A 15,591-nucleotide genomic window follows, 5' to 3' on the forward strand; every position below is an offset into this window, starting at 1 on the left:
TTTTTTGTCCCAGCCTTATCTTTTAGAAGGAAAATGAAAGCAGATGTTGGTATAAAGTAAATTCCCTCATCCATACTAATAAGGATATTAAATACATATGAGGTGAAAGCCATGCATCAGCTAACGATGAAGGAGCTTGCTTTAATAGAAGATGAAATCAGAGCAGAAGCGATAACAGCAAAAACACTTAACTGGTGTGCCACCCAGTGTGAAGATCCGCAAGTGCAGCAAATGCTGGAGACGATCGCAGAAAGTCATCAGCTTAATGTCGCAAATCTTTCTCAATATTTTAACAGAACAAAAATGATGCAGTAATTGAAATTGATTATCTAAAAGTCATTAAAAGATAGGAGCTGCAAATCCCAAATGCCTAACAATATGGATGAGAGAAGTTTGACAGAGCGAGAGATTCTTCAGCTTTGTCTGGAGCTTGAAAAAGCGAGATGCACTGGAAGCGGACGCAGTTTATTAGAATCAGCTCATGATGAACTTCGTGATATTTATAACCAATGCTTTGAACATGCCAGTACAAATCAATATAAAATCTTCAGTTACTTAGAGCAAAAAGGCTGGTATGAAACAGAACTTGCTGCACAGGAACAAGTTGTAAAAGTACAAGAACTTATGCAAAACAACCTGCACCCAAATTGATAATATCTATCGGTAAACCTTTCATCAGCATAATAGATGAAAGGTTTTTTCATTTTCACAGATTTATTTTCCCCTGACATATTCCTGACACATAACGTGTGTAAAGTATGAAATGTAAGGAACAGCTTATATAACAAAAACCATTTAGATATGGAAGGATGAATAGATTATGGAACACCAAAACGAAAATAAAAACAATCCATTTTCAGATCAAAACAATACAACTGAGAGTCAAAACGAAAATAAATATGACACATCATTTAACGTTCAACAGGAAAATGACAGAGAGGAAAATGCTCAAAGTGAGACTGTACATGAAAAGCCTTTTCAAGCAGCAAGCAGTGAGGGAAGCCGCGCTACTGTAAAAGAAACAAAAAAATCCGGCAAGTGGGGAGGATTTATGAAAACCATTGCTGCCGGAGTTGTTGGCTCAGCACTAACTTTAACTGCCCTGCCTTTTGTAGAATCAGCGCAGGATGATACACCTGCAGCAGTTAGTCAAACTGAAACTGCAGTATCGGATGTTAATGTTCAAAAAGTAAATTCGGCTGCGACTGGGAATTTAGCAGACACCATCGAACAAGCATCCAAGGCTATAGTGGGAATCGTAAACTATCAGGATCAGCAGCAGGTTGATCCTTTTGGAAGAGCGGTATCTGGTGAAGAAGCAGAGAGCGGTTCCGGTTCTGGAGTAATTTTTAAAATGACAGATGATGAAGCATATATTGTTACGAATAATCATGTCATTGAAAATGCCAGCAAAGTGGAGGTCACCCTTCATGATGGAGAAAAGCTATCTGCAGAATTAGTAGGCACAGATCCATTAACAGATATAGCTGTTATTAAAATAAAAGGAGATATTTCAGCAGAAGTTCTGCCATTTGGCGATTCATCAAAGCTTCGAGCTGGGGATCAAGTGTTAGCAATCGGAAATCCGCTTGGACTTGATTTATCAAGAACGGTTACACAAGGGATTGTTAGTGCGGTAGATCGTTCTATTGCTGTATCTACATCAGCTGGAGAATGGGACTTGGATGTTATTCAAACAGATGCAGCCATCAATCCGGGAAATAGCGGCGGTGCCCTTATAAATTCTGCCGGTGAACTGGTTGGCATTAACAGCTTAAAGATTTCTGAAAGCGGTGTGGAAGGGCTTGGATTTGCAATTCCAAGTAATGATGTAGAGGCATTAATCAATCAATTGATTGAAGACGGACAGGTCGAACGTCCTTACTTAGGTGTTGGGCTTGCAGCATTAGAGGAGATTCCGCAATTCTACTTAAGAGATGTACCAGAGAATGTAACAGCAGGTGCTATTATTACCAATGTTGATGAATCATCTGCTGCAGCGAAAGCAGGACTTCAGGCAGAGGATATTATTGTGTCCATTGGCGGAACAAAGGTTACGGGTCCAGATGATTTACGGAAAGCACTATATACCGATTTTAAAATTGGCGATAACGTAACAGTTGAGTATTACAGACAAGGTGAACTAAAAGAAGTGAAAGTAACGCTTGCCAGCAAACAGCTTGAAACAGAATAAGGAATATAAAGGAGATTTTATGAAGAATAAAAAGTGGATATACGTTGTTATTGGTGCAGTGTTAGTAATCGGGATTGGGGCCGCTATATTCTTTACTCCCAAGAATTTGGCTGCCAAGGTAGATGGAGAAGAGATTAGCATGAATGAGCTGCAAGAGCAGCTTGTCTCTCAATACGGAACAACTGCTTTGGATGCGCTGATTACAAATAACATCATTGAGCAGGAAATGAAAAAAGAAAATATAAAGATCACCCAAGAGGAAATAGATGAAGAGATGACTGTTTATATGGATTCATATGGCGGAGAAGATGCTTTTAATGAAATCCTAGCGACGAATGGCATTGAACAATCAGCCATTGAGAAGGATATTGAAATGTATCTGGCTACCAAAAAATTGATTGAACCTGCTATCGAGATTACAGATGAAGAAATGAAAGAATACTTTGATGAAAATAAGGATAGCTATGGTCAAGAAGAGCAAGTGGAAGCAAGTCACATTTTAGTTGAAGATGAAGAAACGGCAAATGAAGTGGTGCAAAAATTAACTGATGGCGGTGATTTTGCTGAACTGGCGAGCGAATATTCAACAGATGAAGCGACAGCAGAGTCAGGCGGAGAATTAGGATACTTCGGGAGAGGGGAAATGGCAGAGGCTTTTGAGGATGTAGCCTTTTCCCAAGAAGCAGAGACTATTAGTGAACCTGTAAAGACTGAATTTGGCTATCACATTATTAAAACAACAGGAAAAAAAGAAGCGAAGGAAGCAGTATTTGAAGACGTGAAGGATGAAATTAAGACGGCATTGCTTGATACTAAGATGCAGACAGAATATCCAGCTTGGCTTGATAAGAAATATGAAGAATACGAGATTACTAATTATTTGCAGGATTAATTGAGAATGTCACCAGAAACGATAATAAAAAAAAGCAAAGCTATTGGCTTTGCTTTTTTTTATTATCTGCTGTTCAAGCGTTTAATTCGTTCATCTATGTCAGGGTGTGTTGAAAACAGCATGGATTTGCCTTTGTTGTTTATTTTTAAAGTGGAAATGGCTGTTTGTTCTTCACCCTTCATACGGTTTGAATAGGCTTTTAACATTTGCAGTGCGTGTGTCATTTTATCTCTGCCCGCTAAGTCAGCTCCGCCTCGGTCAGCATGATATTCACGATGTCTTGAATATGCGTAGACCACTATGCTTCCTAAAATCGAAAAGGCGATCTGGAAAACGAGAACAGCAATAAAATGGACAATTGGCGCTAGCTCTTCTTTAACAAAACGCGATACAATCCACGCCGCAATACGTGAAAGAAAGACAACGAATGTATTGACCACACCTTGCAGTAACGTCATTGTAACCATATCACCGTTTGCAATATGTGCAACTTCGTGAGCAATAACGCCTTCAACAGCATCCTCGTCCATTTCTCGCAGCAGCCCGGTGGATACCGCTACTAACGACCTTTTTTTAGACGGTCCAGTTGCAAATGCGTTTACTTCAGGAGAATCATAAATCCCAACTTCAGGCATATGTGTCAGACCCGCTGCTCTTGATAAGCGATGTACTTTCTCAACAATGTCTTTTTCATAAGAAGATAGTGCATCCTGCGGGTTTAACACTTTGACATTCATCATGCGTTTTGCCATCCAGCGCGACATTGCCAATGAGATGAAGGAGCCAGAAAAACCAATGACAGCACTGAAAATTAATAACGATGTAAAATCAATATTGCCTGCTCCGTTAATATAATTCCCCCCGCCAATTAACGAGAAGATAATGCTTATAGTTACAAGAACTAAAATATTTGTCAGTAAAAAGTAAAAAATACGTTTCCCCATGTCTTCACCCTTTTATATTTTTTAAAAGATCATACTTTTACAATATACGAGAGGAGGAGATTCTGTCCATTCGCTGATGTTTCAAATCTACTTATCTCCAATCGAAATCATATTATGTTACGAATCAAGAAGGTAAAAGGTTTCAAATTACTTTAAAAATATTTTCAAAAAAGGGCAATTGATCTTCAGTTGAAGATCAATTGCCCTTCATATTATTCCAGCCCTTCAATCGTCATGGATTTTACAGGCAGGAAGGTTTCTCCTGTATCCAAGTAAGTTACTTCTACACTGTCACCTTCTTGCAAGTAGATGGCAAGCGGACTGCTTTCGGAAGAAATTAGGAAGTTATTGTTATTATCGAGCAGGAAGGAAATCGTTGTATAATCTCCTACCTTTTCCTTGTAAACTCGTACAACCGAACCGCTAATTGTTTTTTCTTCTGCATCTGAACTGCCATCAACTGAACCGCCGCCGCGCTGCAAGGCTGTTTTATATAATCGTAATGCTTCATTAGGTGTCGTGCCATATGCAGAAATCTCAGGATTTGCTGCTGATACGATAAAGTAATTCTGCAAAAAGCCATTGGCATCAAGGACAGGTGTCAGCCAGCTTGCTTCTCCGTAAAAGTTGTATAGAATCGGCATCTTGCCTTCCCATTTCTTTTCAATAAATCTCTTCTCGATAATTTGCAGAGCCCCTTGTGAATCCATATATGATTCTTCCAGGTTGCCGGTGTAGTAAACCGCCTCACCAGTACGGGAGTTTGTTAAGGAGTAGCCGAGCATAGAATCTACGCCTTCTTTTGGACTGGTAAAGTCAGTAAAGTAATACATATCACCGTTTTCGTCAAAGATTGGACTGACATTTGCTTCTGTTCCTTCATCGGATGGAAGCTTAACATCTGATTTGCCAAACTTGCTGTTCCAGAAGCCATGAATATAGTTTCCATAATAGCTATTTGTCAGGCTAACCGCTTCAGGGGAAACAGCACCATCGATAAAGGCTGGCACATCTGCAAGTTTATATGTTTCTGTATTACCGTTTGAAGGGTCAACCATCACAATCCCTTTCACATCAAAACCATTTCGCGCTGAAACAAATTCACCATAAGAACGAATATAAAAAGGTTTGCCATCATCATTGATTTCGAGCTGAGGATCACCATAAAAGATGTATTCAGGGTGCTTCATTCGGATATGTCTCTCGATATTTTTATGGAAATAGGATGATGGAGTATATTCCATTTCTGTCTTCATAAACTTCGGATTTGCTGTTGAATCAGTGGCACTAACCGTAAAATAACCAGGTGTGGTATCTCCATTTAGCCATTTAAAAAGACCAGAGAATTCTACTGGAGCAATATATACATATTCACCGTTTACCTTTTGAATTTGCAGATTGCCTAGTTCATAGTAGCTTGTATTCGGAACCTGGCCGAAAGCCTTTTTCATTTTATTTCGGGCAAACTGCGGCGGAACGCTGGCAGGTGTTTCTGTTTCATCAAAAGCTTCAATTTCAGTTTGCTCATCCATGTTAGCTATTTCATACTTTTCATCAGCATTAAAAACAAAAGCACTCAGCAAGTAAACTCCGAATAGGAGGCTGGCGATAAACAGGACTGTTTTTACCATCCGCTCTGCGCCGGTGGAAAACAGGGCACCCAGAGCAGAAACAACAATCAGAAGTCCCCATAGGGAAGTAAAATTCCGATCTAGATTTGTAAGATAATATACTGCAAATACCCCGGCAGTAAATAAAATCACCGCAGCACCTAAAAGCTTGATATTAAACGTTTTCTTCTTATCGTCTGATTTAGCCTTGGGAGAAAAAGGCACAAGAATTAAAGCAGCAGCAAGGCCTGCTATGATTGAAAATAATAAAAATTGACTCATAAGATCCCTTCTTTCAATTGACTAATAAGTATTACGTAAAGCTGGGGAAAAAGTTTCAAAGTTTAACATCACTTATAGGATGAACTGCTAAGGAACATGGGAATCATCAATGCAAAATTTCTCTGTGAGCTGTTATTTCAGAGATTTATTATTCACTTGTGAATGAGGGCCAGTAACAGTCAAGAGCAAGTACTGAGCTTGGGGTTGTACACTGTATAGATATTTTTAATAACTAAGAGTTATGAAATAAAAAAGAAAATATTGCCTTTATTTTATCGAATGTGTATATTAATAATTAACCACTGGTTAATAAAGGGGAATTAGGATGTCAGCAAGAAGAGTAAATGCAGATGAGCTGTCACGGGATAAAATCATTAGTAAAGCTCGTTTTCTATTTGAAGAAAAAGGATATCGTGCCGTATCAATGCGCAGTATTGCTGCTGAATTAGGCTGCAGTCATGGAGCTCTATATTATCATTTTAAAAATAAAGAACAGCTTTTTTATGGCATGATTGAAGAAGATTTCGCACAACTTAATCAGATCATTGATACGGTTATGGCTAGTGAAGAACATAGGGCACAGAAACTTCGGACACTCTTCCTGAGATTTATCGAATACGGATTAAATAATCAAAATCAATATGAGTTTATGTTCTTGATGAAGGGTGAAGGAGTGGATGGGTTAATGCAGTCTCCTGCAAATGAAAGCTATGAAAAATTCGCACAAGCGGTTTTTAAGTTAATGGACCGCCCTCCAGCCATCTATTTAATATGGTCTGCTTTTCTTTCTTTACATGGATTTGTTTCACATTTCTTAGGCTATGCCCAATCCTATTCAGAAGCAGAAGCGGCAGCAGAAAATCACGTTACATTTGTGCTGAGAGGATTAGGGAATGAAGGATCTTGTTAGATGCTTGAAAAAATAATTAGCCCACGTATATTAGACTCAAATAGAACCGGACATATTGTTCAGTTCTATCTTTTTACTATTAATTGACCATTGGTTAATAAAGGGGGATGAAAAGATGAAAAAGGTATTGGTAGCAGGAGCAACTGGAGGAATAGGGTATGCTCTGGTAAATGAATTGACTGCTAGAGGAATTGAGGTAATTGCCTTTGCACGAGGGGAACAAAAACTTACAGCGTTACTTAATGACAATCATTTGGTAACCATTTTTCCAGGAGATGCTCTAGTAAAGGAAGACATGATGGAAGCGGCAGAGGGAGCTGAAATTCTTTTTCATGCGGTCAGCTTTCCGTATCAAAACTGGTTGGCACAGCATCCGCTATGTATTGAAAATATGTTGGCTGCAGCACAGGCGCATTCAGCAAAAATAGTGCTTGCCGATAATATTTATGCATATGGCTTTCAGGATCAACATGTTAAAGAGAGCAGTGCAAAAAATCCGCAAACGAAAAAGGGGAAGATTAGACTTGAAATGGAGAAAAGGCTATTAAGCAGCGATATAGATGTGATTATTGCTCATATGCCGGATTTATATGGACCATTGGCGGTTAATACAATCCTTTTTGAAACGATTAAAGGAGCTGCACAGAATAAGAATGCTATTTATGTAGGGAATAAACAAAAACGAAGAGAGTTTCTATATACAATCGATGGAGCAAAAGCGATCATTGAGCTTGCGCTTAAGGATAAAGCCTACAATCAAAACTGGAATATCCCTTCTGCCCATCCTATCTCAGGAATTGAAATTGAATCCCTTTTACGGGGGGAACAATACAGGAAAAAGATCATGTCCGTATCTGCAGGGATGATTGCCTTACTGGGAATCTTCAATCCGTTCATGCGGGAAATGAAGGAGATGATGTATCTAACAGAAAAGCCTGTCATTCTCAATGGGGAAAAGTATGAAGCTGAAGTGGGACCAGTTCCAAGAACCCCCTACAAAGATGGGCTCCGCAAAACATTAGAGTGGACGAAGGAATATTTAGCAGAGAAAACGAATAAGTGATTAGAGGGAACTCTTGATTTTAGTTGACAAGAATCCAAGAATACAGCTGAAATGGGGGCCTGCTGTGAACAGTCATATAAGAGTGAGAGCTGCTGCAATGATCATTAATAAAAATAACGAGATTTTATTAGTGGAATATGAAGATGAAAATGGAGTTCATTATAATATACCAGGCGGGGGTGCAGAGCCTGGAGAAACAATTATTGAAGCAGTCAGGCGTGAGGCTATGGAGGAAGTTTCGGCTAGAGTGGAAGTCGGTGATCTTGTTCTTGTTTACGAATATGAACCAGTTGAAAATCATTCAAAATATGGTCCGCAGCATAGCATCTGCCTTATGTTCGAATGTACAATCCCAGATGGAGAAACAGCTCAGATGCCAGAATACCCAGATTCCAATCAAACAGATATTAAATGGATATCTTTAGCACATTTAAAGAATATTATCCTATATCCTGATATTAAGGAGCAGATACTTGAGTTTGCTTGGGAGAAAAGAAGTTTACCAATCATTGAGGAAAGCCAGCTAAATATATTTGAAAGTTAGCAGCTTGAAGAACTGGATAAAACAAGAAAAAGGATCCAAGACTTCACCCGGATCCTTTTTAGTATGTATTAAAATATGCAGGTGCCTTTGTGGGAAACATTAAAACCTTTCATTCTTACTTGAGTGATTGTATGTAGGAAAAGTAAACGTAAATATGGTGCCTTGATTTATTTCGCTTTCAACCTTTATCGTACCTTTCATTGCTTTTACAATGCTGAACACAACCATCATTCCTAATCCAGTTCCTTTAGACCCCTTCGTAGAATAATAGGGTTCGCCGAGACGCTGAATTTGCTCTTGGCTCATCCCGACTCCAGTGTCTTCGATCTCAATAATGATATGTGTTTTTGTATAATGTGTATAAATATAGATATGTCCGCCTCGAGGCATGGATTCAATTGAGTTTTTAATAACATTTAAGAAACACTGATGAAATTTTTGCCGATCGCCTTCAATGGAGCCCAAAATGGCAAAGTTCGTCGTAATTTCTACTGAGTTTTGATTAGCTGAAGGCTTTAAGATATTTATGACCTTCAAAAGCTCTGTTTTAACTGGAATTTCTTCTATATAACCAAGTGATGGCTTAGAAAACGTTAAATAGTTTTGAATAACACGTTCTGCTGATTCGAGTTCTTCTTTTACGATAGATAAATATTCCATCCGTTTTTTTGGTGATATCGCTGGCTCCTTCATTAAATGGACAAATCCCATTGCTGCTGTAAGTGGATTGCGGATTTCATGTGAAATTGCAGCTCCCATTTGCTCAACCGCTTCCATTTTCTCTGTAAGAATCACTTTTTTTTGAATATCTGCATTATGCAGAACAAATTCAATGGTATAAGCGATCATGCCAACACCTAAGGCTGGTAAAACCAAATACGCAAACCATAAATCAAAACGATTCTCTACTATAATGGTTAGCTCGATAACAAGTAAGCTTATAAGTGAGAACATAATGGTGCTTAGAATAGAATAATTGATCCTCTTTGAAGCAGGAAGTTTCCAAAAACTAGAATAATGGAACCAAGTAATGAGACCGAAAATAGTAAATAGTATTGTATGAAGCAGAAATCCTTCATCCAATCCATAAAACCCTCGCAGGATAATCGCCAATACAGCCACAATAGGACCAATTCCAATATATAAACCAGCGATCGCTATTGGAATAATCCGTAAATCATAATGAAATTCAGGATGAGGTTTATAGGACAATTGTATACAAATAAAAAGCATAAACATTACGCAGCATAAAGCTCCAAACTTAGGTACAGTAGTGTAATTAAGCTTTCTGGCAACAACCAAAGAAAAAAAGAGCACGATAATGAGCAATGAAAGGTTAAAGAAAAAATGAGTTGTTATTTCCATTTTTTCACGTCCTATTGAAGTATTAAGAAAATTTTATATTGTTTTTCAATATTTAACAACACCCTATTCCTCAAATAGTAAAATAATTTGTCGATTTATAGCAAAATGAGAGAAAAATGACGCAATTTACCTAGTAATTTAGGAGACTATTATCAGAAACTGCATTTTTTGTTTATTAGAAGAATTGGACGGGTAAGGGACAAATAAATATACATAGCAGCATATTTGGCGGCTAATAGTAGGAGGTACAGTTCAATTGAGCAATGAAAATCGCAAAGACGAACAATTAGAGCAGTTCCGCAGTGATAACAAAGGCCAATATATGACAACCAATCAGGGTGTTAAGGTTTCAGAGGACGAGCACTCTCTAAAAGCAGGCAGCAGAGGACCAACGTTAATGGAGGACTTTCATTTTAGAGAGAAAATGACTCATTTCGATCATGAGCGTATTCCTGAGCGGGTTGTTCATGCTCGCGGGTTTGGAGCACATGGATTCTTTCAGCCATATGAATCAATGGCAGAATATACGCGCGCAGGCTTCCTCCAAGATCCCAATGTGAAAACACCTGTTTTTGTCCGGTTTTCAACAGTGGCAGGCTCAAAAGGTTCAGCAGATTCTGTCCGAGATGCCAGAGGTTTTGCGGTGAAGTTTTATACAGAAGAAGGAAACTATGATCTTGTCGGCAATAATATTCCTGTGTTTTTCATACAGGATGCCATCAAGTTTCCTGACCTTGTTCATTCATTTAAGCCAGAGCCTCATAATGAAATGCCGCAGGCTTCTACTGCACATGATACTTTTTGGGATTTTGCCGCCAATAACCAAGAGTCAGCACATATGATCATGTGGACAATGTCTGACCGTGCAGTACCGAGAAGTTTACGAATGATGGAAGGCTTTGGTGTGCACACCTTCAGATTTGTTAACGAACAGGGCAGAGCACGCTTTGTGAAATTTCACTGGAAGCCAGTGCTTGGCGTTCATTCGCTTGTTTTTGAAGAAGCCCTTACTCTAGCTGGAAAAGATCCGGACTATCACCGAAAAGACTTATGGGAAGCAATTGAAAGAGGCGATTTTCCAGAATTTGAACTGGGTGTTCAAATGATAGATGAGGAAGAGGAATTCAATTTTGACTTTGACATCTTAGATCCGACGAAAATTTGGCCTGAGGAAGTTGTTCCTGTTAAGAAGATTGGTAAAATGACACTTAATCGCAATCAAGACAATGTGTTCGCAGAAACAGAGCAGGTTGCTTTTCACCCAGGCAATGTGGTGCCGGGAATCGATTTTTCCAATGATCCACTGCTGCAGGGCAGACTGTTTTCTTATACCGATACACAATTGATCCGTCTTGGCGGTCCAAATTTTCATGAATTGCCAATCAATCGCCCGGTTTGTCCATTCCATAACAATCAATACGACGGCTACAATCGGATGACAATTAATAAGGGACAAGTCGCTTATCATAAGAATTCCCTGCAAAATAATGATCCTCGTCCTGCCACAGAGGAAGAAGGCGGGTATGTACATTATCAGGAAAAAGTAGAGGGCCGAAAAATTCGTGCACGGAGCGACAGCTTTAAAGATCATTTCAGCCAGGCAAAACTCTTTTGGAATAGTATGACAGAGCCTGAAAAGATGCATATAATCGGAGCCTTTCAATTTGAAGTCGGCAGGGTGAAAAGTAAAGACGTACGGCAGCAGGTTGTAAATATGTTCAGTCATGTTGATACGTATTTGGCAGAGCAAATCGCTAAAGGTGTTGGCGTTTCAATGCTTGAGAATGCTGAAGAATCAAAAGTGACCGCATCCTCTCCTGCATTGAGTCAGGAGAATACAGCAAAAATGCCACAGACTAGAAAAGTGGCTATACTTGCTGCCGACGGTGTACGTGCTGAGGAAGTAATGGAAGTGATGAAGGCCTTTAAAACTGAGGGTGTTCTAGCTGAAATTGTCAGTACACATCAAGGAATGCTGAAGAGTGAAACAAACGAACAAGTAGAAGCGCACCAAACATTCCTTACAGCGGACTCTGTTCATTATGACGCTGTTTTTGTACCCGGAGGTCAAGGAAGCATCGATCAGCTAAAGACAGAAAGAGAAGCAATAGATTTTCTTCGACAAGCACATAAGCACTTTAAGCCGATTGGATTTGTAAACGAGGGTGCGGAGCTTGCACAATCTGCTGGGTTAAACGACCTTGAACTTGAACCTAGAAAGGTATGTGAGCAAGAGGGCGTTGTTTGCATCACAAACGCAGAAGAACTGACTATGTTTAATAAAGCCTTTATTCAGGCTATTGGCCAGCATCGTTTCTGGAATAGAAAAGTATAGGCTATAATATTGCAGCTATTGAAAAACCGAACCATTAGTAGAATTCATCTGTCTAATGGTTTGGTTTTTTTGCTGTTTCTGAGTTTATTAATGAAATATGTAAGTAATGCCACTTTAAAATTCGCTTTCCGGCTGGGCTGATGTGCTGAGTCTAAGCAGGAGTCTTGCACTCTTTCGTTCCAAGTTTTCTTGCCAAAATCAAAAATTTAAATTTTCATAGATAGGCGGAAGAATTCCGCTTAAATCGTAAAATCACTTAAAATAGGCTTAAATAAACGGAAGAATTCCGTCTAACTAACCAAAAATCAAGAAAAAAAGCGATTTTATTCTATATAACCGGAATTTCTCCTCTTATTTCGCCCCAAAATAGCTCAATTCTATCAATAAGGGTAAAATCTCCGCTTATTCCACTGGTTCATTCAGATGAAGAACCATACTCACTCAAAAAAGAACCATTTTTTAATGAGTGAGTTACATCTGTCGAATTTTCGTTCTAAGTTATTATTGCATTCTAAAAAGTTAGAACATATAATAATTTTGAAATATACGATTAACTCAGACTAATTATCTTTATTAGTTTACTAAGGATCAGAGCTTTAATACTCAACATAAAAGAAGAAAAGCGGATGTGAAAAAAATGAAATTTGAAAAGAAATCAATGGAAATCAATCTAGAACAGCAAAAGCTCATTTCCAGCACGCTGCGAGTGAAAATTATTTATCTGCTGGCTGAAGAACAGATGACAGCTAAACAAGTGGCAGATGAAATGGGGAAAACGCCAGGAAGTATTCATTACCATATTCAGCAGCTGTACAATGGCGGCATTTTAGAAATCACTGAAACGAAAGAAAACAGGGGAATCATGGAAAAGTATTATCGCTCTAAAGCAACCCATTTTGTTTTAAAAGGGGAGGAGTTAGCAGATGTAAAAAAAGGAACAAGCAGAACGAATTTGTCCTTAACTGAGGAGGAGAAGCAAGCGTTTGATGCTGACATTGATGCACTAATTATGAAGTACATTAAAATGACGGTTAAAGAGCGTGAAGGCAGAAAACCGTATGTTTTTGATTTTAGGGTTGAGGAAATGACTGAGGAGGAAAAAGAATGAATGCTGCTGTCAAAAAGAATCTAATCCTTTTTGTCTCTGGAAAGATGATTGCAGTTTTAGGATCTTCTCTTTATGGGTTTGCGATTGGTTTATATATTCTTGCTGAAACAGGATCAAGCTTAAATTTTGCGATTACATTAATGCTGAGTGTTCTCCCGCGTATTCTTCTGGCCCCGGTGGCTGGAGCGCTTAGTGACAGGCTTGACCGCAAAAAAATCATCATCATTTCAGACTTTGCTTGTGCCATTTGGTTAACGATTATTTTGCTGCTGTTTCACTTTGTATTTCCTGAAATTTGGCTCCTCTATACGGCGACAGCAGTTTTAAGTACCCTCAACACCTTCTATTCTACAGCAGTGACCTCATCCATCTACAATATGATTGGTCCAGATCATTTACAAAAAGCTATGTCACTCAATCAAGCCGCAGCATCATTATCGACGATTTTAGGTCCAGTATTAGGCGGAGTATTATTCGGCTTTATGACGCTGCCTTTTTTTATGATGATTAACATCATCGCCTTTACCGTATCTGGGATTGCCAGTATTCTCATTAACTATCATTTGTTTGCCGAGAAAAAAGAGGAAAATGAACACAATAATTTCTTTGAAGATATGAAAACCGGATTTGTTTATGTGAAAAATCAGCCGTTTATTTTTAATCTCATTCTTGTTTGTATTTGGATTAACTTCTGGTTTGCTGTATTCCCAGTGGCAATGCCATATTTAGTTCTGACGGTTAAGGGGATGGAACCTTTTCAATTAGGGATTATTGAAGGCTCTTTGTCTGTAGGAATGCTTATTATGGCTATATTCTTATCTTCACGCCCTGAGATGAAAAAGAAAGAGAATGCCATTATCGGCGGAATGATTGCATTATCTCTTGTTTTAATATTGCTGGGAATTCCGAGTATGCCCGGATTAAGTGCCATTTCGAATAACTTTGTGTTTATTTACTTAATCATTTTGGTGCTCCTGCTATCGACCTTTGTTATGCTGATCAATATGCCTGTAATGGTTTTACTGCAAAAGAGCACACCAGACTCCTATAGAGGCAGAGTTATGTCCATTATGGAGATGGGTGCAAGTGCAATGACACCGCTTGGTTTTATTATCTTTGGTGCATTGCTTGAGAGTGTGCCTGTCTGGTTATTATTTGCAGTATGCGGATTGAGTATTTTCCTTCTGCTTTGTTATCAATTATGGAAACGGACGCTGATCATTCATTTAAGGGAATTGGATGCTAAACCAGATCCAGCAGTAACTGCTGAGTTATAAAGCTGTATTTAAAAAGCCGGTTCAGCTGAACCGGCTTTTCATCTAATTTCTCATGATAATATAAACGAGATAAATGATATATGCTGCTGCTAATATAATTCCTTCGAATTTGCCAATTTTATAATGAGAACGAGAGAAAATAAGAAGTACAACGGTTAACAGTATCATAATGGTAATATCAATGAAAATTTTCGGGTCTGCAGGCAGTGGTGCGATGGAAGCCGAAGCACCAAGCACAAACAAAATATTAAAGATATTACTTCCAACAATATTTCCTAGCGCAATTTCGCTTTCTTTCTTTATCGCTGCAGCAATTGAAGTAACAAGCTCAGGAAGAGAGGTACCAATTGCAACAATGGTTAATCCGACTAATGTTTGGCTCATCCCTAAGGAATAAGCAATTTCAGTACTGCTGCTGACAACAAGATCGCCGCCAAATATAATTGCCGCAAGGCCGAGCAGGGTGAAAACAATCTGTTTTAGCCAGACTGCAGAAGTTGGTTTAACGTGATCAGCTGGTGCTTCTGTTCTGTTTTTTCTGGCCACTTCAAACAAATAGTAGAGAAAAACGGCAAAAAAGAGCAATAGAATGAATCCGTCGCTTCTGGTGATAACATTGGCAGAGCCGCCGTCAAGAAGAACATCACTGATAAAAATAAATAAAGCAGCACTTGCCAGCAGAGTGAATGGGATTTCTTTTCTTATTGTTGTACTCTCAACTTGTAAAGGAAAAATAACGGCTGTTAGTCCAACAACGAGGGTAATATTAAAAATATTGCTTCCAACAACGTTTCCAATCGCGACATCTGCACTATTATCTAATGCTGCTAAAATACTAACTGTAGCCTCCGGAGAACTCGTTCCAAAAGCAACGATGGTTAAACCGATTAAAAGAGGGGAAATTCTAAGAAAGCCTGCAATTTTAGAAGCACCATCTACAAAGAAGTTGGCTCCAAAAATTAACAGAGCAAAGCCTGCAATTAACAGTATGTATGACATGTATGGTTATCCTCCCAATTTTACTTGATCTATTCATAACTATATCATTCCCAAAAAAATATTCGTGA

At 38.7% G+C, this 15,591-nt stretch carries 14 protein-coding genes; 10 read left to right on the forward strand and 4 right to left on the reverse strand.

The window, feature by feature from the left end:
* The first annotated feature begins 111 nt into the window (after positions 1-111).
* From J1899_RS03810 to J1899_RS03825, 4 genes are all read left to right on the forward strand, one after another.
* Positions 112-315, forward strand: coding sequence for a hypothetical protein (locus tag J1899_RS03810; RefSeq protein WP_066449810.1), 204 nt, complete (start codon positions 112-114; stop codon positions 313-315).
* Between the two features lie 51 nt (positions 316-366).
* Positions 367-651: a spore coat protein gene (locus J1899_RS03815; protein WP_066449808.1), complete on the forward strand. Its 285-nt coding sequence runs from the start codon at positions 367-369 to the stop codon at positions 649-651.
* A gap of 169 nt (positions 652-820) precedes the next feature.
* Complete coding sequence (locus J1899_RS03820) at positions 821-2,194, forward strand: S1C family serine protease (RefSeq protein WP_066449807.1); 1,374 nt, start codon at positions 821-823, stop codon at positions 2,192-2,194.
* Between the two features lie 19 nt (positions 2,195-2,213).
* Positions 2,214-3,086, forward strand: coding sequence for a peptidylprolyl isomerase (locus J1899_RS03825; RefSeq protein ID WP_214477746.1), 873 nt, complete (start codon positions 2,214-2,216; stop codon positions 3,084-3,086).
* Between the two features lie 62 nt (positions 3,087-3,148).
* Here the strand turns inward: J1899_RS03825 and htpX are convergent, their stop codons facing one another.
* Positions 3,149-4,030, reverse strand: coding sequence for a protease HtpX (htpX, locus tag J1899_RS03830; protein ID WP_214477750.1), 882 nt, complete (start codon positions 4,028-4,030; stop codon positions 3,149-3,151).
* A gap of 212 nt (positions 4,031-4,242) precedes the next feature.
* Entirely contained in the window at positions 4,243-5,922 is a 1,680-nt protein-coding gene (locus J1899_RS03835) for an MFS transporter (protein WP_214477754.1), read from the reverse strand.
* A gap of 325 nt (positions 5,923-6,247) precedes the next feature.
* Between J1899_RS03835 and J1899_RS03840 the strand changes: the two genes are divergently transcribed.
* From J1899_RS03840 to J1899_RS03850, 3 genes are all read left to right on the forward strand, one after another.
* Positions 6,248-6,832 carry a TetR/AcrR family transcriptional regulator gene (locus J1899_RS03840; RefSeq protein ID WP_214477756.1) on the forward strand — a complete coding sequence of 195 codons (585 nt, stop codon included), beginning with the start codon at positions 6,248-6,250 and terminating at the stop codon, positions 6,830-6,832.
* A gap of 115 nt (positions 6,833-6,947) precedes the next feature.
* Positions 6,948-7,895: an SDR family NAD(P)-dependent oxidoreductase gene (locus J1899_RS03845; protein WP_214477758.1), complete on the forward strand. Its 948-nt coding sequence runs from the start codon at positions 6,948-6,950 to the stop codon at positions 7,893-7,895.
* Between the two features lie 64 nt (positions 7,896-7,959).
* Positions 7,960-8,439, forward strand: coding sequence for an NUDIX domain-containing protein (locus tag J1899_RS03850; RefSeq protein ID WP_214477760.1), 480 nt, complete (start codon positions 7,960-7,962; stop codon positions 8,437-8,439).
* Between the two features lie 99 nt (positions 8,440-8,538).
* Here the strand turns inward: J1899_RS03850 and J1899_RS03855 are convergent, their stop codons facing one another.
* The gene (locus tag J1899_RS03855; protein ID WP_214477762.1) at positions 8,539-9,804 is read right to left on the reverse strand and encodes a sensor histidine kinase; all 1,266 of its coding nucleotides are present in this window, start codon (positions 9,802-9,804) and stop codon (positions 8,539-8,541) included.
* Between the two features lie 256 nt (positions 9,805-10,060).
* Here J1899_RS03855 and J1899_RS03860 point away from each other — a divergent pair, with 256 nt between their 5' ends.
* From J1899_RS03860 to J1899_RS03870, 3 genes are all read left to right on the forward strand, one after another.
* Positions 10,061-12,139: a catalase gene (locus J1899_RS03860; RefSeq protein WP_246586577.1), complete on the forward strand. Its 2,079-nt coding sequence runs from the start codon at positions 10,061-10,063 to the stop codon at positions 12,137-12,139.
* Positions 12,140-12,776: 637 nt separating this feature from the next.
* Positions 12,777-13,247: an ArsR/SmtB family transcription factor gene (locus J1899_RS03865; RefSeq protein WP_246586671.1), complete on the forward strand. Its 471-nt coding sequence runs from the start codon at positions 12,777-12,779 to the stop codon at positions 13,245-13,247.
* Positions 13,244-14,524: an MFS transporter gene (locus J1899_RS03870; RefSeq protein ID WP_214477764.1), complete on the forward strand. Its 1,281-nt coding sequence runs from the start codon at positions 13,244-13,246 to the stop codon at positions 14,522-14,524. Before J1899_RS03865 ends, J1899_RS03870 begins: the two co-directional genes overlap by 4 nt.
* A gap of 42 nt (positions 14,525-14,566) precedes the next feature.
* Here J1899_RS03870 and J1899_RS03875 read toward each other — a convergent pair whose 3' ends face one another.
* On the reverse strand, positions 14,567-15,523 hold the full coding sequence (locus J1899_RS03875; protein ID WP_066449786.1) for a calcium/sodium antiporter: 957 nt from the start codon (positions 15,521-15,523) through the stop codon (positions 14,567-14,569).
* Positions 15,524-15,591 lie beyond the last annotated feature (68 nt).

The organism is Cytobacillus gottheilii, assembly GCF_018582665.1.
GTDB classification, from domain to species: Bacteria; Bacillota; Bacilli; order Bacillales; family Cytobacillaceae; genus Cytobacillus; species Cytobacillus gottheilii.

Coding starts and splice junctions, on each gene's coding strand:
- J1899_RS03820 (WP_066449807.1), top strand. CDS start 821: ATGGAACACCAAAACGAAAATAAAAACAATCCATTTTCAGATCAAAAC.
- J1899_RS03810 (WP_066449810.1), top strand. CDS start 112: ATGCATCAGCTAACGATGAAGGAGCTTGCTTTAATAGAAGATGAAATC.
- J1899_RS03835 (WP_214477754.1), bottom strand. CDS start 5,922: ATGAGTCAATTTTTATTATTTTCAATCATAGCAGGCCTTGCTGCTGCT.
- J1899_RS03845 (WP_214477758.1), top strand. CDS start 6,948: ATGAAAAAGGTATTGGTAGCAGGAGCAACTGGAGGAATAGGGTATGCT.
- J1899_RS03840 (WP_214477756.1), top strand. CDS start 6,248: ATGTCAGCAAGAAGAGTAAATGCAGATGAGCTGTCACGGGATAAAATC.
- J1899_RS03815 (WP_066449808.1), top strand. CDS start 367: ATGCCTAACAATATGGATGAGAGAAGTTTGACAGAGCGAGAGATTCTT.
- J1899_RS03825 (WP_214477746.1), top strand. CDS start 2,214: ATGAAGAATAAAAAGTGGATATACGTTGTTATTGGTGCAGTGTTAGTA.
- J1899_RS03875 (WP_066449786.1), bottom strand. CDS start 15,523: ATGTCATACATACTGTTAATTGCAGGCTTTGCTCTGTTAATTTTTGGA.
- J1899_RS03870 (WP_214477764.1), top strand. CDS start 13,244: ATGAATGCTGCTGTCAAAAAGAATCTAATCCTTTTTGTCTCTGGAAAG.
- J1899_RS03865 (WP_246586671.1), top strand. CDS start 12,777: ATGAAATTTGAAAAGAAATCAATGGAAATCAATCTAGAACAGCAAAAG.
- J1899_RS03855 (WP_214477762.1), bottom strand. CDS start 9,804: ATGGAAATAACAACTCATTTTTTCTTTAACCTTTCATTGCTCATTATC.
- htpX (WP_214477750.1), bottom strand. CDS start 4,030: ATGGGGAAACGTATTTTTTACTTTTTACTGACAAATATTTTAGTTCTT.